Genomic DNA, 22,542 nt, shown 5'->3' with positions numbered 1-22,542 from the left:
TCGCCCCATTTTTTTAATTTGACACCACTTCAACCGGCGCGCAAATGCGATTAAAATTTGATGGCGTCGTTTGCCTGTCCGCATTGCGAACAGCGCGAACGGTCCACGTCGGCATCGTCCGTATAGACCAGCCCGCATTTTTTGCAGCGAAAAATATGGTCTTCGCTCGAGGTCGGGCCGAAACGCCGGCTGCGAAGTTCAGAATATATCGCGAGCCCGGAAAGTGCCGCAAGCAAAGAAACGACATAAGTTAATATGAGATGATCCGTGCGCATGCGTCTCAGAAAATAGTTCGCAAAAATCTCATGGCAGCGCCGCCGGGGTTTTGGCGGCAGGCATGGGAACCGTTCGCCAATGAAATATCATCCGCCCCCAATGCAATCGCGTCTCGGACTCCGGCGGCCGGCCCGGTCCTGTCCAGAGCAACGGCCGAAAACGCGCCTGCGCCGCCAGCCGCAATGCCGCCGCGTCCGCCTCTTTCGACCCTGAACCTTTCGCCACCACCAGCACCGACGAAAAAACATTTCCCGCCTCGTCCACACCCACGAGCACTTCGCTGTCGGTCAAAATATCATTCGCGGGCCACGAGGAAAGTTTGATCGGCGTGAGCAGCGGACGATTGGCGAGTTCGCCTTCAATCGTGAGCGCGGAATGCGCCACGCCCAGGTTTTCATCGGGAATGACGACTTGGATTTCAGGCTCGGGTTTCGGCGTGAGTTCAAATGGCTGGTTCAAATTCGCATGCACATAGTTGGCCAAATCATCGCCCAATTTCTCCACTGGCAGCATGAGCGGACGCGGCGGCTCCGTCCACGGCTGGAGATCATATTCGGGCGGTTGGAATTGCAGCCATGCGCCGCCGGAAAAACCGTGTCGGTTTGCAAGCACGAATTGAACGGCGTCGCTCAACCCCGGCCACGGCTCGCGCGGATTCGCCGGCAAATAAACTTTGGGCCCAAAATTAAACGCGGGCAGCGGCGTGGGTTGGCTTCGGCCAAGAATGAGAATCAACACGATTTGCACGAGCAAAATCACCAGCATGCTCACCACCCAGCGATGGCGCGACCAATGGCGCGATTCTGCCGCATCCGCCGTCATGGACTTTTCGGGTTCACCGGCTTGTCAAAAACACGCGGGAGAACCGCTTGCGAAATTTGCTTGATGCCCGCGCTCGCCGCAAGATCACGAAGCCGGTTGAGTTGCTCCAGCGTCGCCGCCTTGTCCGCCTCCACCACAAGCGTCACCGGCTCGCTCTGGCGCGCGACTTCGGACTGAAGGCGTTTCAACAAATTGGTCGCGACGATGATTTGGTTTTGAAAATAAAGCTGGCCGTTGGCATCCATCGCCACCGCGACCGCCGGCCCGTCCACTCCCGGCAAAACCGAAACCGATTCCGGCAAATCAATCCGCACGCCCGGCGTGTAAACCAGCGACGACAACAGCACAAAAATCAGCAGGCAAAACAACACTCCCGCGAACGGCGCAGCGTCAAGCTGGCCGCGCGAGATGCGGGCATTGCGCGGGAATTTCATTGCTTGGGCTCTTCGCTGACAATGTTCACGATCTCCGTCGCCGATTTTTCCATGTCGAGCACGATGTCATTGATGCGGCTCACCAGATAATTATATCCCGCGTGCGTCGGAATCGAAACCGCCAGCCCCGCCGCCGTGCAAATCAACGCCTCCCAAACCCCCTTTGACAGCACCGCCAGATTGGCCGTCACACCCACGTCCTGCATCGTCTGAAAAATCTTGATGAACCCCAGTACCGATCCCAGCAAGCCGAGCAGCGGCGCGAGTTGCGCGATGGTCGCGAGCAAGCTCAATTTTTCCTCAAGCCGCGGCACTTCCGCAAGCCCCGCTTCTTCCAATGATTCCCGCACGCGGTCGCGGCCATAATCACGATTAAGAATCGCCGTCTTGACCAGCCGCGCGACCGGCCCGGGCGTCGCGTCACAAATCGAAAGCGCCTCCACGACATTATCGCGCTTGAGCACCGTGCGCACGCCGTTGAGAAACTCGGTGGAATTGATCTGGGCGCGATGGCAATGCAGCGCGCGCTCGATGAACACGGCGATGGCGGCGGCGCTGGCCAAAAGAATCACCCAGAGCATCGGGCCGCCTTTAAAAAGCAAACTCGGCAACATGGTCGTTATATAATGTTTAAAGCCTAAACTTCAAAGGCCAAAGTTGCCGCAAAACCTTCCGTGCGTGAATTCATCACCGCGTCCGCAACTCCGCGTTTAAAAAAAACCTCCCGAAATGAGCTTGCGCCCGCGAACAGAACGCGCAAAATATCCCTGCGGGCGATTGGCGCAGTGGTAGCGCAGCAGCTTTACACGCTGTGGGTCGGGGGTTCGAATCCCTCATCGCCCACCATTTTTACGTCAACAACGAGAACAGGGAAACCACCTTGATTTCTTTCACTCGGAACATCGGCTTGCCCGGCCTTTCTGAAGTATAAAATTCTTCCACGCCTTGCCAGATGGCTGCGGCGATTTGCAACGCGTCGGGGCCAGCTAAACCATAATGCGCGGCCAGCTTTTCAGCTTCCCGGCCAAGGCCCTCGCTTAAAGGTTCACACGCTTTGCAATCAGAAAAATGGGCTTCGTAAAAGGCAATCTCTCGCAGACGTTTCTCAAATCGCGCCTTTGGCAGCAATTCCAAACGAACCATCTGGGACGTGAAAAAGTCACGCGTGCCGTCATCCATGACCTGCATGGCAGCGTCGGCCAGCGCCGTTTCCCGCCAGCCGTGCAACAAAACGCCGCTATCCAAAAAGGTTCTCAAAAGTTTCTTCCCCGGCGTTCCCTTAACTCCTGTTCCACTTGCTCATCGGAGAGCAACGGCCCGCGCTCGCTTCGCCCCGCTTTAAGCAAAGCCGCCATGCGACGCCCCCGCTCCGTCTTCGGCTTCCAACTCACCGGCTTGCGCCGCGCAATCTTTTCTTCAATGGCGCTCACAATGAACCCGCTGCGCCCATTGCCTGCCGCCGGCATCTTTCCCAAAAGATCCGCGGGAATTTTAACGCTGACAGTCTGTGTCATACCGGAGAGTACTACCACACAGCGCAAGACAAGTCAAACCCTACAACATCAGCAAAAATTTGAACTCTCCACCTCAAGATATAATTTGTTTTGCTATTCTCAGGGAGTCCCAAAACTGAATTGCGTTTGACAAGGAATTTTCGAAAGGCAAGCTTGGCACAATCTCGCGATATTAGTTTCGCGCGAAAGCAGATGCACCGCCTCCAAAACTCTCGGATGGAAGCGAGGAATTCGTGAATTCTCGGCGCACGCAAATCCTCGCGCAAGCCGCACTGGCCGCTGCCGCCATTTATACCGCCTGCCTGATCACTTTGCCTTGGTGCAGTCTGTTAGGCTTGGCAATTCTGAGTGTCGCCGCAATCGCCGCTCAAGTTGCACCGGCAAGATTCATCGGCCTTGGGAAACTCGCATGGAGCGCCACGACACTGGTGGTTGCAATTTTTTTGGCAAATCTGCACCGCATAGCACTCGCTGATTTACACGCGTTCGTGGCCGGGCAAATCGCCGTCGTCGTTTTCTTTACCGCCTGTCAAACCGGCGTCGGTAAAACGAAATCCATTTGGAACGCGCTGGGAATGTTTTGGGCATTCTCCGGGGTTTTGATTTTACTGATCGTTTCCTATCTGGCGGACCAGCCCGGACAATTTTATTTTGCCTTGGCCACCGGCTTGTTCCTTCTGGTTTTATGCCGAATATGCTTCCGGTTGCGAGCCTTCGGTATCCAGTTTGTAAATACCTTGATATTATTTTTCGCCGTTTTTCCCGCCGCCGATTTGGCCATCCAATTCAAAGCGCGGCATGACATGAATTGGTCGCAGGAAAAATATTATTCCTACGAAGCGGCAAAGAAGAATCCCGGCGGCTACGTGCTCTGGACTCGTTACTATATCGAGCAATGGAATAAAATGATGCACGAGTGCATGGAGGTTGACCCTAACCAATTCGCGCCTTTCCGTTTTCGACCTGACACCCAAGGCCATATTTTCCACAGCCTGGTCGTGATCAATCACAAAGGATTTCGCGGCCCGGAAATTCCTGACGAAAAAGGCAATACTTATCGCATCGTCGCCCTCGGCGAATCCACCACTTGGGGTTGTACTTTGAACCAGGACGACCGTCCGTGGCCGGAAATATTGGAACAACTCATTCGCGAACGCCTGCACCCGGCGCGTCCGGTGGAAGTGATCAATGCCGGGGTTCCCGGCATGGCATTGCCCGGCAACGTCCGCCGATTGACCGCCGAAATACTGGCGCTAAAGCCCGACATGATTATTTCGTATCACGGCTTCAATGGCTTCTCGATGCTCGATCACGATATGCCCCCGTACATGGCGAAACCTCCGCCCTATTATCTGGAGCGTCCCTTGAGGCTGATCGGCGATCTTGAATATGGGATCAAAATGACTCGCTATAAAAAAAAGCTATTGTCCGCGCCCGTTCACGACCATCCGAGTTCCATTCCTCCGATGCAAAGCGATTATGCGAAGGCCTACCGGGAATTGATTCAAATCACCCAAACCAATGGCATCCGCCTCGTGCTTGCCAATTACTCGATGGCGGTGAATACGAACAGCGAACCCGCGCTCATTGATTTCTACGAGCAAACCGTTCCACGAACATTTAATGCCATGCGCGCCAACCTTGCGCATACTGAAATCGTCCAGGAACTCGCGAAAGAAAATCCCGAAATCTGCTTCGTTGACACCCATCCCAATTTCGACGGCCAGCACCAATACTTCGTTGACCTAATCCACTTCACCCAGGCAGGACGCCAGCACCTGGCCGAAACCTTTTTCGCCGGCATCAAAACCACCCTGGCGACAGATTTGGCAAAAAATAACGGCGGAATTTTGACCAACATCCGTAATTAATTAAAGGAGTAACCTCTTTTACAAATTGTCTGAATAACTCGTTTCTCTGCCGCAATAAGCTTCTCAAAACGGACTGTCCAATTCCTTGCCATCTTTAGGTCTTATAATTTTAAGAAGTAAATGGTTTTGGCAGATTGCAATCCCTTTGCACATTCCATCAGAGGATTATCCACGCCGGTTATTTGCTTGATTGCCAATTACTTGATCGTTGCGCAAGACATGTAAATCGCCCTTCCCTTAGAAGCTCCAAAGAAACTGTCGCGATTGGAACATCGCTTGCTTTACCTCTCCCGATGCACGACGTAAAGCCACACCCTAATGGGACGATTGTAGGCACTCATCCGGAACCGATTCCCCAATCTGGTTTCGTCGCTTCATCTGACGCCACGCGGCGACCGAGCGAGCCTCAACCCGCGTTCGCAACGTCAGCGATTTTTGAAAATGCCCCGCACTGGTTTTACACGCTCGATGCTTCCGGAAATTTTTTGGATCTCAATCCCAGCGCCTTGAAATCGCTCGGCTATTCTCGCGATGAAGCGCGTTCACTCACCTGGGAGCAAATCACCATTCCACCCTCGCGCGGGGTCGCCCGCAGCCTGCTCGAAAAAACTTTTGCCGCTGGAAAAACCGCTCCCTACGAACTCGCCTTCAACACGAAATCCGCTCACGTCGTCCATGTCGAAGTCACTCTCTGGACGGTGCCGAGCGCGGACGGCGCGACCATCGTGCAAGGCATGGCGCGGGACATCTCGAATTTTCGTGAGCAACAGGCCAAGGCCGAGTTTCAGCAAAATCTGGTGCACGCCCTGTTGGAAAATTCCCCCGACGCCATTTATTTCAAGGACCTGCAATCGCGATTCATCGAGTTCAGCAACGCCATGTGCGCCAAGTATCAACTCACCCGCGATCAGATCATGGGAACCACGGATTTCGACCATCATCAAACTGCCCACGCCAGCCGCGCGTTTGCCGACGAACAGGAAATCATCTGCACCGGCGAGCCCATCGTCGGAAAAGTCGAGCGTGAAGGGGAAAAGGACGGCAGCGAATCCTGGGTGCTCACGGCGAAGATGCCGTTCCGCAACAGCGCCGGTGAAATCATCGGCACCTTCGGCATCTCCAAGGATATTTCCAAAATCAAAGCCGCCGAGGCGAAACTGGAGCAGGTCCACAAGCAACTATTGGCCGCCTCGCATCAGGCCGGTCGCGCGGAAGTGGCCACCAGTGTTTTGCACAATGTGGGCAACGTGCTCAACAGCGTGAATGTTTCGAGCCTCCTCGTGGCGCAAAAAATTCGGAATTCAAAAATCGGCAGCCTCGGCAAGATGGCCTCGCTCTTGCAGGAGCAGAACGGCCACCTCACGGAATTTGTCGCAAACGACCCGCGCGGAAAACAATTACCCGAATACCTTTCCGGCCTCGCCGCGCGCCTTGCCAACGAGCAGAGAGACGTTCTCACCGAACTCGACGACATGAATAAAAACGTCGAGCACATCAAGGAAATCGTCGCGATGCAGCAAAGCTATGCCCGCATATCCGGCGTGGCGGAATCGGCCGGCGTCATTGATTTGGTCGAGGACGCCATCCGCATGAACGTCGGCGCGATGGAACGTCACAGCGTGCAACTCGTCCGCGAATATTCCAGCGAACCGGTGATCATGGTCGAGAAACACAAGGTCTTGCAGATTTTGGTGAATCTCATTCGCAACGCGAAGTACGCGCTCGATGACGGCAGCCCCAAACAAAAATTGATGACGCTCAAGGTCGGCACGAATGCCGGTGGCCTCGCGATCATTCAGGTCATGGATAATGGCATCGGCATTCCGCAGGAAAATCTCACACGCATTTTCGCGCACGGTTTCACCACCCGCAAAGACGGTCACGGTTTCGGCCTGCACAGCGGCGCGCTCGCGGCGAAAGAATTGGGCGGAAGCTTGACGGTCGAAAGCGCGGGCATCGGCCACGGCGCGACCTTCACGCTGGAATTACCTTTGCAACCCAAAGAAAAGGCCGGCGCGTGAGTGCCGACAAGCCCAGCCGCAATCGCCGCATTTTAGTAGTTGACGATAACCACCCCATCCACGCGGATTTTCACAAGGTGCTTTGCCCTGATCGTGGCGCAGACAGCGGGTTCGACGCGCTCGAAGAAGCCATGTTCGGCAAGTCCAATGGCCCGCTCAATGGCGTGCGGTTCGAGATCAGTTCCGCGTTTCAAGGCCAGGAAGGTTTGGCGATGGTCGAAGCCGCCGTGGCGAAAGGCCAGCTGTTCGCGATGGCGTTCGTGGATGTCCGCATGCCGCCCGGCTGGGACGGCATCGAGACGGTCGCGCGCATCTGGAAAGTGGACCCTGATTTGCAGATCGTGATCTGCACGGCTTACTCGGATTATTCGTGGGAGGAGATAATCGAAAAGATCGGCCAATCCGACCGCATGGTCCTGCTTAAAAAACCTTTCGACAACGCTGAAGTCATGCAACTCGCCCACGCGCTCACGGAAAAGTGGCAGTTGCTTCAGGACTCAAAACAAAAATTCGAGGACCTCGAAACGCTCGTCGCCGAACGCACCGGCGCGTTGCAGGCCGCGAACATGCTCCTCGCCAGTGAAATCCACGAGCACAAACTCGCGATCAATCGCATCCGCGAGCAAAGTTTTCTGCTCGACCTCGCTTCCGACGCAATTTTTGTTCACGATCTCTCCGGCAAAATTAATTTCTGGAACAAAGGCGCCGAACGGTTGTATCGCTGGACTTCCGCGGAAGCCGTCGCGGGCGATGTGCCGAAAATTTTTGTCCGCGAATTTCCCGGTGACGACAGCGCGCGGCAAACTCTCATGCGCACCGGCGAGTGGAACGGCGAACTGCTGCGCACCACCAAGCTTAACGAACCCGTCACCGTGACCAGCCGCTGGACCTTGTTGCGCGACGCCGAGGGCGCGCCCAAATCCATCCTCACGATTGACACCGACATCACCGAAAAGAAACGCCTTGAAACCCAATACTTGCGCACGCAGCGCATGGAAGCGATCGGCACGCTCGCCAGCGGCATGGCGCACGATCTCAATAATATTCTCGCGCCGGTCTTGATCGCCACGGAAGTCCTGCGCTGGCCGTTGCCGCCGCGCGAATTTGAAGACACCGTCGCGCGCATCGAATCCAGTGTGAAACGTGGCGCGGACATCATCAAGCAGGTGCTGACCTTTGGCCGCGGCATCGGCGGCGAGCGCGTGTTGCTCGGCACCGGTCAGATCATCGAGGAGATGGCCAAAATGATCCACGAAACTTTTCCTCGCAATATCGAGATCTCCTTCGAAGCGCCCGATGAACTTTGGAACATCCAGGGCGACCGCACTCAAATCCATCAGGTGCTGCTCAACCTGTGCGTGAACGCCCGCGATGCGATGGCGAAAGGCGGCAACCTCAGCCTGCGCGCGGCCAATGTCACGCTCAACGGCGCGACGATCGATGTCAGCGCGGACTTAAAACCGGGGCCGTACATTTTGCTGCAAGTTTCCGACACCGGCGCGGGCATTCCGGCGGGCATCATGGAACGCATTTTCGATCCGTTCTTCACGACCAAAGGCCACGGCAAAGGCACCGGACTCGGCCTTTGCACCGCCAGCGGAATCGTAAAAGCGCACGGCGGCGCGATCAGCGTGTCGAGCAAAGTGAATCACGGCACGGTGTTCAGCGTGTATCTGCCGGCCGCGCCGGGAACGCAGTCGGTCCATTGGTCCATCAGCGCGACGGAAACCGTCGTGCCGCTCGGCCACGGCGAAACGATTTTGATCGTGGATGACGAGGCGGAAATCGTCCACGGCGGCCAGAAAATTTTAGAGCGTTACAATTATCAAACCCTCACCGCCCGCGACGGCGCGGAAGGCCTGGCGGTTTTCGCGCACCATCGCAAAACCATCAAGGCCATCGTCACCGATGTGATGATGCCGCACACGGACGGACTCGCGATGATTCGGGCGGTGCGCAAGATTGATCAGCGGCTGCCGATCATTGCTTCCAGCGGCTTGGGAACGAACGTGTGGGGCAGCGACCAATCATCCGAGTGGGCATCGCTGAACATCCAGCGCTTCTTGATGAAGCCTTACACCGCGGAACATCTGCTGGTCGCCTTGAACGAACTGCTAAACGGCCTCACCGTCACTGTCGAAGACGCGCCCGCCCGCTGATTCTCCTCCACGCATTTTGAAGGCCTGGAGGGCCGCCATGTTTATAAATATCATCCGCAAAAAATCTTAGCTCCGTAGGAGCGTATGTTTATTTCACCATAAACGTACCGCTCCTAAAGAATTGAACGGCTTCCCCTTTCCGCGAATTGCAACACGCCCTGTGCCAAATCTGCGCGGCGAAGTGCGAGAAAAATTCTCCATCATCTCCGCGTTTCGCGGCAACACGTGAAGATACATTCACGGATAAATTTTCTTTAGATTTTTGAAAGAGACTTTCCGAAAGGCGTTTAGATTTTTTTGACCACGATTTGATGACGAAGGAAACCACCGAAATTTTCGAGGCACGCGCGTTGCTAAAACCCAAAGTGAACCGGGGCGATTTCGCCTCGGCTCACGCGTCTTAAAACAAAACTTACAACCAAACACAAAGATGAAAACGATTGGAAAATCCCGCAACGTAAAACCAGTTTCCAGCTCTCGCGACAATGGCGATACCGAGATGGACAACGACCTTCACGCCTTGTTCCTCGACGAACTCGCCGATCTCCTGAGCGCCGAACAACAGTTGATCAAGGCATTGCCGAAGCTGGCCAAGGCCGCCAAGTCGGAGGAACTCGCCGAGGCCTTTCGCTCGCACCTCGAAGAAACCAAAAACCATGCCTCGCGGCTGGAAGCGGTTTTCTCTTCGCTCGGCGAAAAGGCCAAGAGCAAAACCTGCAAGGCAATGAAGGGCCTCGTCGAAGAAGGCAGCGAGATCATGGACGAGTGGGGTGATACAGACGCTGGCGATGCCGGCCTGATCGCCGCCGCGCAAAAAGTGGAACATTACGAAATCGCCTCCTACGGAACGGTCTGCACCTGGGCGAAGGAAATGGGCCACAACGAAGCGCTCGACCTGCTTCAGCAAACGCTTTCGGAAGAAAAAGCCGCCGACGAAAAGTTGACGGAACTTTCCGAAGCCGCGAATCAGGAAGCTGAATAAATCCAGCCGCAACGCTCATTCCCCCGGCGATCCCAAACCGCTGGGGGAATTTTTAAACCATGTATAATCAAAAATATTTGATCCGAATCCTGTTGCCGCTTTGCAATAAAAGCGGTCGGGTTTTTCCTGCGGCCCTTTATCAGTCAGTTAAGGCAAATCTGTCCAGCCGGTTCCAGAATTTCACAACCTACAGCCGCGCTGCGGCGGAAAAGCCATCCAGTCCGGATAACCTCGTGGCGTACGAAGTAACCGCCGAATCGCCGGATATAAAATGGCTGCGCGAATACCGGAACGGTCTCAAGAAAATATTTCAGGAGCATGCAATCGTGATCCACGCTCAAAAAATCGTTTTGCCCTGATTCATTCCACTCTCCAAAAAATCGCAACTCAACCCATTTCTAAATTTATGAAAGCTCTTGTTTACGACGGACCGCGCAGTGTCAAAGTCAAAGAAGTTCCCGATGCGCGCATCGAAGCGCCCACGGACGTTCTGGTCAAAATCACCAGCACGAATATTTGCGGCTCGGACCTTCACATGTATGACGGACGCACCGACATGGAAGAAGGCCGCGTGCTCGGCCACGAAAATCTCGGCCAAGTGATCGAAGTCGGCGGCGCGGTCGCTAACGTCAAGGTAGGCGATTGGGTTTGCCTGCCGTTCAATGTCAGTTGCGGCTATTGCAAAAATTGCGAGCGTGGCTTGACCGGTGCGTGTCTTTCCTTGAACCCCGGCCATGCGGGCGCCGCCTACGGTTTTTCCGGCATGGGGCCGTTCGAGGGCGGGCAGGCGGAATTGTTGCGCGTTCCGTACGGCGATTTTAATTGCCTTAAACTTCCCGAGGATGCCGAGGAAAAACAACACGACTATGTGATGCTCGCAGACATTTTTCCTACCGGCTATCACGCGACCGAGATGGCCTGCATCCAACCCGGCGAATCCGTCGTGATTTTCGGCGCGGGCCCGGTGGGGCTCATGGCGGCGTATTCGGCAAGCCTGCGCGGCGCGGGAAAAATCATCGTCGTGGATCCGCTGCCCGATCGCCTCAAACTCGCCAAACAAATCGGCGCGATTCCCATCAACAATTCAAAAAATTCTCCGGTCGAAGCCATCCTCGACCTCACCGACGGCGAAGGCGCTGACAAAGGTTGCGAATGCGTCGGCTATCAAGCCCACGACATTGAAGCTCACGAGCAGCCGAACATCACCATGAACCAACTCGTCGAAGCCGTCCGTCCCAGTGGCGCGCTCGGCGTCGTCGGCGTGTTCGTGGAAAAAGATCCCAAGAGCCGCAACAAACTCGAGAAAAAAGGCCAGATCGCCTTTAACTGGGGAAAGTTTTGGGAGAAAGGATTGCGCATGGGAACCGGCCAGGCCAACGTGAAAACCTATAATCGCCGCCTTTGCACGCTCATCGAATTAGGCAAGGCGAAGCCATCGTTCATCGTCTCCCACATCCTCCCGCTGAAGGATGCCCCAAAAGGTTACCAGCACTTTGACGCCCGCGATAAAGGCTGGACCAAAGTCATTTTAAAACCCGCCGCTTAAAGCCATTCTATTCAGCCGGTCACTTCATCGCATAGGATCGGGCAATCGCTTTAAGACCTTATCCGGCACGCCCTCCACATGGTGGATTATGGATGTGGCCTGTCCGCGCTCGTTTTTGACGAACGTCAGTTGCGCATTGTCATAGATCTCCATGAAGAAATTTGTCTCGGATTCAGGATAAAGATAGATCGCCCCGGTGTCGAAGTTCTTTCCCGTGGCTCGCCAGACCAACAGACCGCCCTCTTGAGACATCGCTATTGTTCCACCTTCAGGTATTCCCGGGCCTGGTGGAAATTGATACTGTCCGACGCAAGGTTCCAGAACCTTCGGATCCACTTTAACCGGCACAATAGGTTTGACGGGCTCGGGCGGGTTGGGCGGTGCGTTGGAGATTTTCTCGCAGAAAAACGAATTCCCGGGGTAATGTGCCGTCAGGCCAGTGACGTTTCCCAGAGCGTCACGCGAAAAAGCTATGCGACAACCCCCGAGCCGGTCAAAAAAGGACGTCTCCGATTCCGGCAACAATTCATCAGGAAATGCCGTTAACCAAGTATTCCATACTCCTTCAACAAATTTGTTGTCTGCGACCAACCGGTCTCCCTCGCGACGGATTCCGATGACAGGGAGTTTATTTGTATGGGCTGTGCCCGACCGAGCGGCAGGCTCCCGGTACTGTCCGACATAAGAATCAAGAACCTGGCGATTAATTTTCTTCCCATCGGGGCGGTGATCCGACTGCCATTCGGCGTGCAACAAATACCATCCGAAGTTATCAATATCGAACCATCTCCAACTCGACAAAATCGTGACCCCGCGACGACGCGCCTTATCAAAACCGATCCACGCGCTGCAACCGCCCGTGCCGCCATTGTGAAACACCATGGTTGTCCCCGGTATCGGCTGCAGGATCCACCAGACAAGGCCCACATTGGCCCTTGGGTCGTGAAAATGAAGCTGTTGCGTTTTTTCAAACGACGAAGTCAGCCCGGATGGCGGAAATCCCAGGCCGGCGGACATGAATTTCACCATGTCGTTGCCCGTCGTCCGCAACGCACCCGAACCTTCCAACGTCCCAAAATCGAGAGCGGGCACCGCGTAGCCAGCCGGGTTGTGTGGCTGCACAAACCGCCCTTTCATCTCCGGCGTCAGCGTGATTCGTGTGCTGTCCATCTTCAATGGCCGGCAAATGCGATCCATCACAAACGATTCAAAATTCGTCCCGGCCTTCAAACACATTAGATGCCCCAGCAGCCCCACTCCGAGATTCGAGTACCCAAATCGGGTTCCGGGCGCCCTGGTCAATTTATAATGCGACAGATACTCGTACATTCTCTCCACCGAGTAATCCGCAAAAGGATGATCAGCGAGCTTGGGATCGTAGTTGTCGGGATCGTGTGGAAATCCGGAGGTTTGCGTGGCCAGATCGAACAGCGTAAGCGCTTTGCCGTTGTATGTCGGCAGCGTGACCGACGCCGGCAGATATTTGGCCACGGGATCGTCCAGTTTCATTTCCCCGCGATCAATCATGTCCTGCAGCAAGAGGGCGGTGAAGGTCTTCGTGACAGAACCCATTTCAAAAACCGTATTGCCGTTCACATCCTGGTCGGTGCCGTTATCCAGCTTGCCGTAACTGACGACACTGCTGCCATGTTCGTCCACCAGACCGACGACGATGCCGAACTTTATCGGCTTACTATCCACGAACCGCTTCAGATATGCGTGGATCGCATTGGTAATCGGCTCCGCCCGGCCAGAGAGGCCGAATGCCGAAAACGACAGACAAAGACAAATGATTTGAATAATTTTTCGGTTGCTCATAATTCTCACCCCCCAGACACCACAGTTCAGAAATGCGGCGAATGCGTTTTCTTTCTAAACCCCTCATGCGTCGAGAAGTTGCGGACCTAAAATTCACGCTGGTTTTTCTATCGGCCCCGGGATATTCTCGCCTCAACACAAGCGGTGGCGAACGGGCCTCAAATTAACCGGAAACAATTTTCATATCCATGCAACGCGACGTAGTAACAGTGGAGCGGTTTTACACGGAACAAGCCGCAGTGCTCGAATTGAAACTGGTGGCGGGCGCCAGTGGCCTCAAGCGCATCATCCGCGAACCAACCGTTAATCGCCCCGGCCTCGTGCTGTCGGGTTTCACGCGTTATTTCGCGAACAAACGCGTGCAGGTCATCGGCAATGCCGAGGCGTATTTTTTGAAATCGCTGCCGCTCGATGAGCGCGAAGAGCGTTATCGAACATTTTTTTCGTATAAAATTCCGTGCGTCGTTTTCAGCCGCAGCCTGACGCCGGACAAGTTATTTTTGAAAGCGGCGGAAGCGGCGGATGTCCCGGTGTTCCAATGTCCGCTGATCACGATGAAGTTCATTAATCTCGCCACGCTCGCGCTGGAAATGATGTTCGCGCCGCACGGCACGGAGATGGGCAGCATGGTGGACATCCTCGGCGTCGGCGTGATCATCCGCGGCGAAAGCGGCATCGGCAAAAGCGAAAGTGTGCTGGCCCTCATTGAACGTGGCTATAGCCTCGTGGCGGACGATATCACCAAAGTGACGCTCGTGGATGGCCGCGAGGTGATCGGCACCAGCGCGGAATTGACCCGCAATCACATGGAAGTGCGCGGCATCGGCATCATCAATGTGGCCGCGATGTTCGGTGTGAAAAGTATTCGCCGTGAGAAGCAGGTGGATTTGATCGTGAGTTTGAAGGTCTGGAACGATGTGCCGGACGTGGACCGCGTGGGCATGGACGAAGAGTTCGTGAAAATTTTGAGCGTGGACATCCCGCACATCACCATCCCCGTGCGGCCGGGACGCGATTTGGCGCGGCTGATTGAAGTGGCGGCGTTCCAGACAAAATTGAAGGCCTCGGGCTATAATCCGGCCAAGGAATTGAACGAACGGTTGATCTCGAAGATGGCCAACGCGGCAAAGCTGTAGAATTCGTTGGCAAATTTGCCGGAATTCTGTTACATAGAACGAGCTATATTTATCTTAGCAAACCCGAATGAGCGCAAAAAAAATGGCGGACGGCAGTTGGCAGATAGTCAAAGAACTATCGGTGTCCAACAAGCTCGGCATTCATGCCCGCCCCGCGGCCATGTTCGTCAAGGTCGCCAACCGCTTTAAGTGCAATGTCTTCGTGGAAAAAGACGGCGAAAAGGTCAACGGCAAAAGCATCATGGGCCTCATGATGCTCGCCGCCGGTCCCGGCAGCAAAGTCACCGTGCATGCCGAAGGCCATGACGCCGCCGCCGCCGTTTCCGAACTCGAGCTATTGCTTAACCGCAAGTTCGACGAGGATTGAGCCGTGCCCTCTCGGTTCGGCTTGAATCCTGAGTTTTAATCCTTCACCATTCCCCTATGGCTGCTGCTGAAATTGATGTCAAATACGTCGCTCACCTCGCGCGCATTTCCCTTTCGCCCGCGGAAGAGCAAAAAATTGGCGCGCAACTCGGAAATATCCTTGGCTATATCGAAAAGTTGAGGGAACTGGATGTGAGCCAGGTCGAGCCGACCGCCCACGCCGTGCCACTCGTCAATGTCGTGCGCACGGACGAAATCCAGCCTTCGCTCTCCACCGACGAAGCCTTGCGCAACGCTCCCGCCAAAGCCAACGGCCTGTTCCTCGTGCCGAAAATCGTCGAGTAGCCGCTTCGCCCACTGTCATGTTGAACCAACTCACCATTTCCGAACTCGCGGACAAGCTTAGCCAGCGCGAAGTCTCCGCTCGCGAAGCCACGCAAGCGTGTCTCGACCAGATCAAACGCGTTGATGGCCAGATCCACGCCTTTCTCAGTTACAACGAAGCCGACGCCCTCGCCCAGGCCGATGCCGCCGACCGTCTCTTGTCCAGCGGCGCGAGCCATGCGCAACATCCCCTCCTCGGCGTGCCCATCGGCATCAAGGACGTGCTCGCCGTCAAAGGCCAGCCGCTGAATTGCGCTTCTAAAATTCTTGGCAATTTCATTTCACCCTACGACGCGACTGCGATTGAAAAACTTCGCGCGGCGGGCGCAATCGTTTTCGGCCGTTTGAACATGGACGAATTTGCGATGGGCAGTTCCACCGAAAATTCCGCGTTCGGCGCCACGCGCAATCCCTGGGACACCGCTCGAATTCCCGGCGGATCCTCCGGCGGTTCAGCGGCAGCCGTCGCGGCGAATGAATGCATCGCCTCACTCGGCACGGACACCGGCGGTTCCATTCGCCAGCCCGCGGCCTTGTGCGGTTGCGTCGGACTCAAGCCAACCTACGGACGCATTTCGCGTTACGGGCTCGTCGCGTTCGCCTCGTCGCTCGACCAGATCGGCCCTTTTACCAAAGATGTGCGCGATTCTGCCACCTTGCTCGAAGTTATGAGCGGCGTGGATCGGCGCGATTCGACCAGCGTGCCCGAACCCGTCCCGCATTATCCCAGCGCGCTCAACGGAAATATCAAGGGCCTCAAACTCGGTTTGCCCAAGGAATACATGATCGGCGGACTCGATGCTGAAGTGAACGCCGCCGTGCAAGCCGCCGTGAAACATCTTCAAAAGCTCGGCGCGGAGATCGTGGAAATTTCGCTGCCACACACGGACTACGCAGTGGCGACTTACTATATCATCGCCACCGCCGAAGCCAGCGCGAACCTCGCGCGCTTCGATGGCATCCGGTACGGCGCGCGCGTGGACGGCTCCGATCCCATTTCGCTTTACGGCAACACTCGCGGCGCGGGTTTCGGTTCCGAAGTGAAACGCCGCATTATCCTCGGCACTTACGTTTTGAGCAGCGGTTATTACGACGCCTATTATTTGCGCGCGCAAAAAGTCCGCACGCTCATCCGCCAGGATTTTCTCAAAGCCTTCGAGCATGTGGACGCCATCATCACGCCCACGACGCCCACCGCCGCCTTCAAGATCGGCGATAAATCCGACGACCCGTTGCAGATGTATCTCTCGGACATTTTCACCATCTCCTGCAATCTCGCCGGCATCTGCGGCCTGAGTATGCCCTGCGGCTTTACGGCGAATCCAAAATTGCCCATCGGCCTGCAACTGCTCGGCAAACCTTTCGGCGAAGAAACCCTTTTAAAACTCGCGCACGCCTACGAGCAATGCACCGGATGGCATAAGGAAAAGCCGGTGATTGGGTCGTAAACGTATTTAGCGCCGCCCAACGCATCTTGATTTCATTATTTAAGTGTGGTTTAGTGGATAGGCATGAAGATTACCGATGATTATAACGCCAAGGTGCGTTTGTGGGCGGCAAACCCGCAAATATCTCCGGTATTGCCAGGCCCCGAGCTTCCTGCATTTCCCCCTCAAAAATTTCGTTCGCACGCAGAAATGAACGCATGGAAGGCCGCGCTATTGCGTTCAGTGGCAGAAATAACTGCTAAACATGACTGAACTTTTTCAAAAGTTCGAAGCGGCAAAAATACGTTATCTTTTGGTGGGCGGACAGGCGATGCGGTTATTTGGCTTGCCTCGTTACTCGATGGATTGGGATCTCTTAATTCCTCCCCGCGATGAGACGAACTTCGTTCGCATCAATAGCACGCTGGAAGATGAATTGGATTTGCCGTTGATTCCACTTGGTCCCAAGGGTGAGAATTTTATTCAGACTTACCAAACGAGTTTGGGACTTTTACAATTTCATTTGGGACTTCCTGGAGTTCCGGCATTTAACGAAGCAGAAAAAATGGCCGTGATAAAAACCATGCCGGATGGCATTCCCATCAAGTGCCTCAGCGGCGAACATTTACTCGCCGCAAAATTGGCGGCGAATCGCCCGCAAGACCAAATTGACATTGAGTTCTTGCAGGAACTCAAGCGTTTGGGAAAACTTTAAATGGTTATGGACTACGAACCAATCATCGGGCTGGAAATGCACGTTCAGCTCAAAACGAAATCCAAAATGTGGTGCGGTTGTGCGAATGAATTCGGCGCGCCACCCAATACCAACGTCTGCCCCGTTTGCCTCGGCCTGCCCGGCGTGTTGCCCGTCGCGAATGATGAAGGATTGCGCCTTACCGTACTCACCGGCTATTTGCTGGGCTGCGAGATTCCCCACTTCGCCAAATTCGATCGCAAAAATTATTTTTATCCCGACGCGCCGAAAAATTATCAGATCACGCAATACGACAAACCCTCCACGCAAAACGGCGTGGTGGATTTTGAATTCAATGGCGGCGTCGCGCGCGTGCGCATTACCCGTGCGCATCTTGAGGAAGACGTTGGCAAGAATTTTCACTTTGATCGCAACAGTGGCGTTGATTTCAATCGCGCCGGCGTGCCGCTGCTGGAAATTGTTTCCGAGCCCGACATCACGAGCCCTGACATGGCGTATGAATATTTGAATGCGCTCAAAGACATCCTGATTTACGGCGGCGTGAGCGATTGCGACATGGAAAAAGGCATGGTCCGCTGCGACGTGAATATCAGCGTGCGGCCCAAGGGGCAAAAGCAACTCGGCGCGAAGATCGAGATCAAAAACATGAACAGCTTCAGCGGCGTCCGCAAGGCGCTGGAGTATGAGATCCCGCGCCAGATCGAAGTCGTGAGCAAAGGCGGCAAACTTTCGCAGGAAACCCGCCGCTGGGATGACACCGCCAACATCACCGAAACGATGCGCAGCAAAGAACAGGCGCACGATTACCGCTATTTTCCCGAACCGGATTTGATGCCGTTCAAACCCACCGACGCGTGGCTCGCCGAAGTGAAATCGCGCGTGGTGGAATTGCCGCTCGCGCGCAAACTTCGTTTTATGAATGCGTATCAGTTGCCTTCGTCCGACGCCGAGACATTCGTAAACGACGTTGCGCTCGGAAAATATTTTGAAGCCGCCATCGTCGGCGCGAAAAATCCCAAAGCCGTCGCGAATTGGGTGATCAATAATTTGCGCGCGAAATTGACCGAGACTCAGACCGCGCTTCATGATGTCAAAATCAAGCCGACGGATATTCCCGGCCTCGCCGCGCTGGTGGACGCCGGCAAAATTAGCAGCAAGATCGCGCAGGACGTTTTCGCGGACATGTTCGCCACCGGCGAACCCGCGCACGAAATCGTCGAGAAAAAAGGTCTCGCGCAAGTCAGCGATACCGGCGCCATTGAAAAATTCTGCGATGAAGTCATCGCCGCCAATCCCAAGAGCGCCGAAGATTATCGCGCCGGAAAAGTCGCCGCGCTGAATTTCCTCAAGGGCCAGGTGATGAAGCTCAGCAAAGGCAAAGCGAATCCAAATCTGGTCGGTGAAATTTTGGAGAAGAAGTTGAAGGGATAGAATCCCAACAGTCATATATGAGCGGTGCGGGACTTTCAAAAGAACTGATCCTGAAGACGCTTCAGGAACTGTCCGACGCGCTCAAAAAACGCGGCGTCACTGGCGAAATTTGTTTATTTGGTGGAACCGTCATGGTTTTGGCTTATGCCGCGCGCGTTTCCACCAAGGATGTTGACGCGATTTTTCAGCCAACAAAATTGATGCGCGAAGTGGCGGACGAAGTCGGCAAGGCGAACAATCTTTCGGCTGATTGGCTCAACGACGGCGTAAAAGGATTCGTCTCGGCGAAACATGAGTTGATGCAGGGAAACCTCCCGCAATTTTCCAATTTACGGCTTACTATGCCGACACCCGAATATCTTCTCGCCATGAAGTGCATGGCCTCGCGCATTGATCCTGTTCAATCAGAAGACGGGGATGTTCGAGACATTATTTTTCTTATTCGCCATCTCGGATTGAAATCGGCTGCAGCGGTGATGGGAATCGTTGCTGAATATTATCCCGCGAGCCAAATACCGATCAAAGCCCAATACCTCGTCGAGAGTCTCTTCGAGGAGGGAAAAATATGAGACCCAAGTCTCTACACGAAGTCGCGGAATGGGCTGCCCGAGGAGAATCCTTTGATCTTTCTCTAAAGGAATTTCTCGATGAATTTTACGCTCACCCTTCACAAGAAGCGCTAACGCTCGAACCTCAACTCCTCCAGGGAGCCGTCAACAAGGGAGATATTTGCGATGCCTATCTTGCCGCCGTCGCCGAAGCCCTTGCCTGTAAATATAAGTTGGACACACCGTCATGGTCCTACGCTTCGCATCGCAAGCTCACCCATCCGTGGTTTGCCATGACCGCTGATTCTCTCCGGGCAATTTTACTCCACGAAAGTCCCGCCGCTTTTCGTTCGCGCAACCTGTTTGTCAGCGAAAACGCCTTGAGTCGCGCTTGATTCCATCGCCAGGACTTGTTACATCTTTTCGCCGCTAAAACATACTAACGATTATGCCATCTAAACAAATCATCAAACCCGCGAAATCGGCTCCGGCCGTCGGACCTTACAACCACGCCGTGCGCATCGGCGATTTGCTTTTTTGCGCGGGCCAGATTCCGCTGGACCCGGCCACCGGAAATCTTGTTCCCGGCGACATCAAGGCGCAGACCGAACGCGTGCTCGAAAACGTGAAGGCGATTTTGGATGACCAAAAGTTGACCTTCGCCAACGTCGTCAAAAGCACAGTGTTTCTGACGAATCTCGTGGACTTCGCCGGCATGAACGAAATTTACGCCAAGTATTTTACTTCGGACTTTCCGGCGCGCTCGACGATTCAAGTCGCCGCCTTGCCCCGGGCCGCGAGCGTGGAGATCGAAGTGATTGCGCATTTTTGATTTGAAGTGACATTGACCACGCGAAAAATCGTGGCACGATTGAAACCCACGGCTTCGGCTGTGGGTTTTATTTTTTTCAGATGAACTGAACGGACGAATATTGATGTCTTCAACCGCTGAAATTTTAATCGGGCTGGCACTGGGAATTATTCTTGGCGGCGTGATCGGCTGGCTGATGGGCTCGCGTCGCGCGCCCGCGCCATTGGCTCTTGATAATCGGCTTGAAACGGATTTACGGCAGCAGCTTTCTCAACGAGAGCAGGAACTTGCGAAAGGCCGGGAAGAAATCACGCGCCTCAATACCGCGTGTGCCACGGCGGACGCGCAGAAGCAAGCGGCGGAAAAAATTCTGACGGACCAGCGGCAATTACACGACCGCGCCTTGGCCGAGGCGAAATCCATGCAGGAAAAAGCGCTCGCGGATTTGCGTGATGTGTTCAAGGGGTTGAGCGCGGAGACTTTGAAGCAGACGGCCCCGGAATTTTTGCGTTTGGCGGAACAAAGTTTTGGCAAGTTTCAGGAAACGGCAAAGGGCGATTTGACCCAGCGACAGGAAGCGATCAAGGGCCTCGTCGAGCCGCTGAAACAACAGTTGGAAAATTATCAACGTCGCTTGCAGCAAAGCGAGACTTCGCAATCCAGTGCGCTCGGCGAGGTAAAAAAGCAGTTGGAGATGCTGTCGCAATCTAATCTTTCGCTGGCATCAGAGACGCAGCAATTTCGCGTGGTGCTGAAGTCCAACCAGGCGCGCGGCCGCTGGGGTGAAGAGACATTGCGGCGCGTAGTCGAAGCAGCCGGGATGAGCGCGCATTGCGATTTCACCGAGCAGGCGCAGGCCGGTGACAGCAAGCCCGATTTGATTGTGCGTCTGCCGGGCGACCGTTTGATCATCGTGGATGCGAAGGTGCCGGACTTGAATTTTTTAAGCGCATTGGACAGTGCTGATCCAGGCACGCGGGCGAATGAATTGACAGCGCACGCGAAAAAATTGAAGGAAACTATTCGAGCGTTGGCGGCGCGTGATTATCCACGGCAGTTTCCGAATGCGCTGGATCACGTCGTGATGTTTCTGCCGGCGGAATCGTTATTTAGCGCGGCGCTGGAAGGGGACCAGGAATTGATCGTGTGGGCCGCTCGCGAACGAATCATGATTGCGACTCCGGCTTCACTGATCGCATTGTTGCGCTCGGTGAGCATCAGTTGGCAACAGCATGCGCAATCGGAAAACGCGCAGAAAATTGCAGAAGCCGCCCAAGAACTTTATCAACGCGTGGCAAAATTTACAGAACACTTCGAAAAAATCCGCGATGGCCTTAATAAAGCGAACAATGCCTACAATGACGCCGTGGGAAGTTATGAGCGGATGGTGAAGCCGAGCGGAGAAAAAGTTTTAAAACTCGGCGGCGGATTAAATGGAAAAGATTTGGCTGAGGTGCAGCCGCTAGATTCCACTTTGCGGTTGCCGCCTACTTGAGAAAGTCGTTCCTCAATAACAAGGAATCTGCCTGATTGCTTGCAGAAGCAGGTGCGTCAAGACAACAGAGATAGAATATCGAAGACGGGCATTCAAAGCTCTTAAAGCTTCTTCTTAAAAAGAAAAAAGCCGGAACGATTTTGCGTTCCGGCTTTTTTAGAAAGATCTGGCGGCAACCTACTCTCGCGCAAGCTATACAGGCACTACCATCGGCAAGACTGTGTTTGACGGCCGAGTTCGGGATGGGATCGGGTCGGGCCACAGCTTTATGACCACCAAAATTCGTTGGTAACTATTCAGCGACCCGTGAGGGCTTTTGACGCCGTTGCCGGCGGCCGAACAATTACAAAATTTAAAAGAACAATGATGTTCCCTGAAAACTACACATAGAAACCACAGGTTAATTACATTCGCGAGTCAAATCGCTTTTTAAAAATAAAAAGCAATCAAGCCGCACGACCGATTAGTATTAGTCCGCTGAATGCCTTGCAGCAATTACACGCCTAACCTATCAACCCGGTGGTCTACCGGGGGTCTTTAGGGAGCTTACGCTCCGGGAAACATTATCTTGGGAGGAGCTTGGCACTTAGATGCTTTCAGCGCTTATCTCTTCCGCACATGGCTACGCAACGATGCCTCTGACGAGACAATTGCCACACCAGAAGTGCGTCATTCCCGGTCCTCTCGTACTAAGGAATGAACCCCTCAAGTTTCCTGCGCCCACAGTGGATAAGGACCGAACTGTCTCACGACGTTCTGAACCCAGCTCGCGTACCGCTTTAACCG

The 22,542-nt window shown here is 54.6% G+C and carries 24 protein-coding genes, 1 tRNA gene and 2 rRNA genes; 18 read left to right on the top strand and 9 right to left on the bottom strand.

Annotated elements, in window-relative coordinates:
• Positions 1-50 precede the first annotated feature (50 nt).
• From VH413_08885 to VH413_08870, 4 genes are read right to left on the bottom strand one after another with little or no spacing between them, the layout of a single operon-like run.
• A complete protein-coding gene (locus VH413_08885) occupies positions 51-275 on the bottom strand; it encodes a hypothetical protein (GenBank protein HEX3798802.1) in 225 nt (74 codons plus the stop codon).
• Between the two features lie 28 nt (positions 276-303).
• Complete coding sequence (locus VH413_08880; protein HEX3798801.1) at positions 304-1,098, bottom strand: hypothetical protein; 795 nt, start codon at positions 1,096-1,098, stop codon at positions 304-306.
• Positions 1,095-1,532, bottom strand: coding sequence for a biopolymer transporter ExbD (locus VH413_08875; protein ID HEX3798800.1), 438 nt, complete (start codon positions 1,530-1,532; stop codon positions 1,095-1,097). Before VH413_08875 ends, VH413_08880 begins: the two co-directional genes overlap by 4 nt.
• Positions 1,529-2,146 carry a MotA/TolQ/ExbB proton channel family protein gene (locus tag VH413_08870; GenBank protein HEX3798799.1) on the bottom strand — a complete coding sequence of 206 codons (618 nt, stop codon included), beginning with the start codon at positions 2,144-2,146 and terminating at the stop codon, positions 1,529-1,531. Before VH413_08870 ends, VH413_08875 begins: the two co-directional genes overlap by 4 nt.
• A gap of 157 nt (positions 2,147-2,303) precedes the next feature.
• Between VH413_08870 and VH413_08865 the strand changes: the two genes are divergently transcribed.
• Positions 2,304-2,378 (top strand) — tRNA-Val (locus VH413_08865).
• A gap of 3 nt (positions 2,379-2,381) precedes the next feature.
• Here VH413_08865 and VH413_08860 read toward each other — a convergent pair.
• Both VH413_08860 and VH413_08855 read right to left on the bottom strand, forming a co-directional pair.
• Positions 2,382-2,789, bottom strand: coding sequence for a PIN domain-containing protein (locus VH413_08860; protein ID HEX3798798.1), 408 nt, complete (start codon positions 2,787-2,789; stop codon positions 2,382-2,384).
• The gene (locus VH413_08855; protein ID HEX3798797.1) at positions 2,786-3,046 is read right to left on the bottom strand and encodes a hypothetical protein; all 261 of its coding nucleotides are present in this window, start codon (positions 3,044-3,046) and stop codon (positions 2,786-2,788) included. Before VH413_08855 ends, VH413_08860 begins: the two co-directional genes overlap by 4 nt.
• 233 nt (positions 3,047-3,279) lie before the next feature.
• On the opposite strand from VH413_08855, the gene VH413_08850 reads away from it, so the two are divergent.
• From VH413_08850 to VH413_08825, 6 genes are all read left to right on the top strand, one after another.
• A complete protein-coding gene (locus VH413_08850; GenBank protein HEX3798796.1) occupies positions 3,280-4,917 on the top strand; it encodes an SGNH/GDSL hydrolase family protein in 1,638 nt (545 codons plus the stop codon).
• Positions 4,918-5,210: 293 nt separating this feature from the next.
• On the top strand, positions 5,211-6,938 hold the full coding sequence (locus tag VH413_08845; protein ID HEX3798795.1) for a PAS domain-containing sensor histidine kinase: 1,728 nt from the start codon (positions 5,211-5,213) through the stop codon (positions 6,936-6,938).
• Positions 6,935-9,097 (top strand): response regulator, encoded by a 2,163-nt coding sequence (locus VH413_08840; GenBank protein HEX3798794.1) that lies wholly within the window; start codon positions 6,935-6,937, stop codon positions 9,095-9,097. The genes VH413_08845 and VH413_08840 overlap by 4 nt, the downstream gene beginning before the upstream one ends.
• A gap of 430 nt (positions 9,098-9,527) precedes the next feature.
• Positions 9,528-10,079 carry a ferritin-like domain-containing protein gene (locus VH413_08835; protein HEX3798793.1) on the top strand — a complete coding sequence of 184 codons (552 nt, stop codon included), beginning with the start codon at positions 9,528-9,530 and terminating at the stop codon, positions 10,077-10,079.
• A 59-nt stretch (positions 10,080-10,138) separates the two neighbouring features.
• A complete protein-coding gene (locus VH413_08830; GenBank protein HEX3798792.1) occupies positions 10,139-10,438 on the top strand; it encodes a hypothetical protein in 300 nt (99 codons plus the stop codon).
• A gap of 47 nt (positions 10,439-10,485) precedes the next feature.
• The gene (locus tag VH413_08825) at positions 10,486-11,625 is read left to right on the top strand and encodes a glutathione-independent formaldehyde dehydrogenase (GenBank protein ID HEX3798791.1); all 1,140 of its coding nucleotides are present in this window, start codon (positions 10,486-10,488) and stop codon (positions 11,623-11,625) included.
• A gap of 24 nt (positions 11,626-11,649) precedes the next feature.
• On the opposite strand, the gene VH413_08820 is transcribed toward VH413_08825, so the two are convergent.
• Complete coding sequence (locus tag VH413_08820; GenBank protein HEX3798790.1) at positions 11,650-13,443, bottom strand: serine hydrolase; 1,794 nt, start codon at positions 13,441-13,443, stop codon at positions 11,650-11,652.
• A 188-nt stretch (positions 13,444-13,631) separates the two neighbouring features.
• Between VH413_08820 and hprK the strand changes: the two genes are divergently transcribed.
• The 11 genes from hprK to rmuC all read left to right on the top strand — a co-directional run bounded on the left by hprK (position 13,632) and on the right by rmuC (position 21,756).
• Positions 13,632-14,579, top strand: coding sequence for an HPr(Ser) kinase/phosphatase (gene hprK, locus VH413_08815; GenBank protein HEX3798789.1), 948 nt, complete (start codon positions 13,632-13,634; stop codon positions 14,577-14,579).
• 67 nt (positions 14,580-14,646) lie between these two features.
• Entirely contained in the window at positions 14,647-14,946 is a 300-nt protein-coding gene (locus VH413_08810; GenBank protein ID HEX3798788.1) for an HPr family phosphocarrier protein, read from the top strand.
• Between the two features lie 56 nt (positions 14,947-15,002).
• Positions 15,003-15,290, top strand: coding sequence for an Asp-tRNA(Asn)/Glu-tRNA(Gln) amidotransferase subunit GatC (gatC, locus tag VH413_08805; protein HEX3798787.1), 288 nt, complete (start codon positions 15,003-15,005; stop codon positions 15,288-15,290).
• A gap of 17 nt (positions 15,291-15,307) precedes the next feature.
• Complete coding sequence (gatA, locus tag VH413_08800) at positions 15,308-16,777, top strand: Asp-tRNA(Asn)/Glu-tRNA(Gln) amidotransferase subunit GatA (GenBank protein HEX3798786.1); 1,470 nt, start codon at positions 15,308-15,310, stop codon at positions 16,775-16,777.
• Positions 16,778-16,840: 63 nt separating this feature from the next.
• The gene (locus tag VH413_08795; protein HEX3798785.1) at positions 16,841-17,029 is read left to right on the top strand and encodes a hypothetical protein; all 189 of its coding nucleotides are present in this window, start codon (positions 16,841-16,843) and stop codon (positions 17,027-17,029) included.
• Positions 17,022-17,471: a hypothetical protein gene (locus VH413_08790; GenBank protein ID HEX3798784.1), complete on the top strand. Its 450-nt coding sequence runs from the start codon at positions 17,022-17,024 to the stop codon at positions 17,469-17,471. Before VH413_08795 ends, VH413_08790 begins: the two co-directional genes overlap by 8 nt.
• Before the next feature lie 6 nt (positions 17,472-17,477).
• A complete protein-coding gene (gene gatB / locus VH413_08785) occupies positions 17,478-18,902 on the top strand; it encodes an Asp-tRNA(Asn)/Glu-tRNA(Gln) amidotransferase subunit GatB (protein ID HEX3798783.1) in 1,425 nt (474 codons plus the stop codon).
• 17 nt (positions 18,903-18,919) lie between these two features.
• Positions 18,920-19,471, top strand: a complete 552-nt coding sequence (locus VH413_08780) for a hypothetical protein (GenBank protein ID HEX3798782.1) — start codon at positions 18,920-18,922, stop codon at positions 19,469-19,471.
• Complete coding sequence (locus VH413_08775) at positions 19,468-19,845, top strand: hypothetical protein (GenBank protein HEX3798781.1); 378 nt, start codon at positions 19,468-19,470, stop codon at positions 19,843-19,845. The genes VH413_08780 and VH413_08775 overlap by 4 nt, the downstream gene beginning before the upstream one ends.
• A gap of 53 nt (positions 19,846-19,898) precedes the next feature.
• Complete coding sequence (locus VH413_08770; protein ID HEX3798780.1) at positions 19,899-20,282, top strand: RidA family protein; 384 nt, start codon at positions 19,899-19,901, stop codon at positions 20,280-20,282.
• A gap of 103 nt (positions 20,283-20,385) precedes the next feature.
• On the top strand, positions 20,386-21,756 hold the full coding sequence (gene rmuC, locus VH413_08765; GenBank protein HEX3798779.1) for a DNA recombination protein RmuC: 1,371 nt from the start codon (positions 20,386-20,388) through the stop codon (positions 21,754-21,756).
• A 164-nt stretch (positions 21,757-21,920) separates the two neighbouring features.
• On the opposite strand, the gene rrf is transcribed toward rmuC, so the two are convergent.
• Positions 21,921-22,036 (bottom strand): 5S ribosomal RNA (rrf, locus tag VH413_08760).
• 162 nt (positions 22,037-22,198) lie between these two features.
• Positions 22,199-22,542 (bottom strand): 23S ribosomal RNA (locus VH413_08755); the annotation flags it as partial.

The sequence above is a fragment of the Verrucomicrobiia bacterium genome (assembly GCA_036268055.1).
Classification (GTDB): Bacteria; Verrucomicrobiota; Verrucomicrobiia; order Limisphaerales; family Pedosphaeraceae; genus DATAUW01.
This window is presented reverse-complemented; position numbering and strand designations above follow the sequence as displayed.

Coding starts and splice junctions, on each gene's coding strand:
- VH413_08885 (HEX3798802.1), bottom strand. CDS start 275: ATGCGCACGGATCATCTCATATTAACTTATGTCGTTTCTTTGCTTGCG.
- VH413_08880 (HEX3798801.1), bottom strand. CDS start 1,098: ATGACGGCGGATGCGGCAGAATCGCGCCATTGGTCGCGCCATCGCTGG.
- VH413_08875 (HEX3798800.1), bottom strand. CDS start 1,532: ATGAAATTCCCGCGCAATGCCCGCATCTCGCGCGGCCAGCTTGACGCT.
- VH413_08870 (HEX3798799.1), bottom strand. CDS start 2,146: ATGTTGCCGAGTTTGCTTTTTAAAGGCGGCCCGATGCTCTGGGTGATT.
- VH413_08855 (HEX3798797.1), bottom strand. CDS start 3,046: ATGACACAGACTGTCAGCGTTAAAATTCCCGCGGATCTTTTGGGAAAG.
- VH413_08845 (HEX3798795.1), top strand. CDS start 5,211: ATGCACGACGTAAAGCCACACCCTAATGGGACGATTGTAGGCACTCAT.
- VH413_08835 (HEX3798793.1), top strand. CDS start 9,528: ATGAAAACGATTGGAAAATCCCGCAACGTAAAACCAGTTTCCAGCTCT.
- VH413_08830 (HEX3798792.1), top strand. CDS start 10,139: ATGTATAATCAAAAATATTTGATCCGAATCCTGTTGCCGCTTTGCAAT.
- VH413_08825 (HEX3798791.1), top strand. CDS start 10,486: ATGAAAGCTCTTGTTTACGACGGACCGCGCAGTGTCAAAGTCAAAGAA.
- VH413_08820 (HEX3798790.1), bottom strand. CDS start 13,443: ATGAGCAACCGAAAAATTATTCAAATCATTTGTCTTTGTCTGTCGTTT.
- hprK (HEX3798789.1), top strand. CDS start 13,632: ATGCAACGCGACGTAGTAACAGTGGAGCGGTTTTACACGGAACAAGCC.
- VH413_08810 (HEX3798788.1), top strand. CDS start 14,647: ATGAGCGCAAAAAAAATGGCGGACGGCAGTTGGCAGATAGTCAAAGAA.
- gatC (HEX3798787.1), top strand. CDS start 15,003: ATGGCTGCTGCTGAAATTGATGTCAAATACGTCGCTCACCTCGCGCGC.
- gatA (HEX3798786.1), top strand. CDS start 15,308: ATGTTGAACCAACTCACCATTTCCGAACTCGCGGACAAGCTTAGCCAG.
- VH413_08795 (HEX3798785.1), top strand. CDS start 16,841: ATGAAGATTACCGATGATTATAACGCCAAGGTGCGTTTGTGGGCGGCA.
- VH413_08790 (HEX3798784.1), top strand. CDS start 17,022: ATGACTGAACTTTTTCAAAAGTTCGAAGCGGCAAAAATACGTTATCTT.
- gatB (HEX3798783.1), top strand. CDS start 17,478: ATGGACTACGAACCAATCATCGGGCTGGAAATGCACGTTCAGCTCAAA.
- VH413_08780 (HEX3798782.1), top strand. CDS start 18,920: ATGAGCGGTGCGGGACTTTCAAAAGAACTGATCCTGAAGACGCTTCAG.
- VH413_08775 (HEX3798781.1), top strand. CDS start 19,468: ATGAGACCCAAGTCTCTACACGAAGTCGCGGAATGGGCTGCCCGAGGA.
- VH413_08770 (HEX3798780.1), top strand. CDS start 19,899: ATGCCATCTAAACAAATCATCAAACCCGCGAAATCGGCTCCGGCCGTC.
- rmuC (HEX3798779.1), top strand. CDS start 20,386: ATGTCTTCAACCGCTGAAATTTTAATCGGGCTGGCACTGGGAATTATT.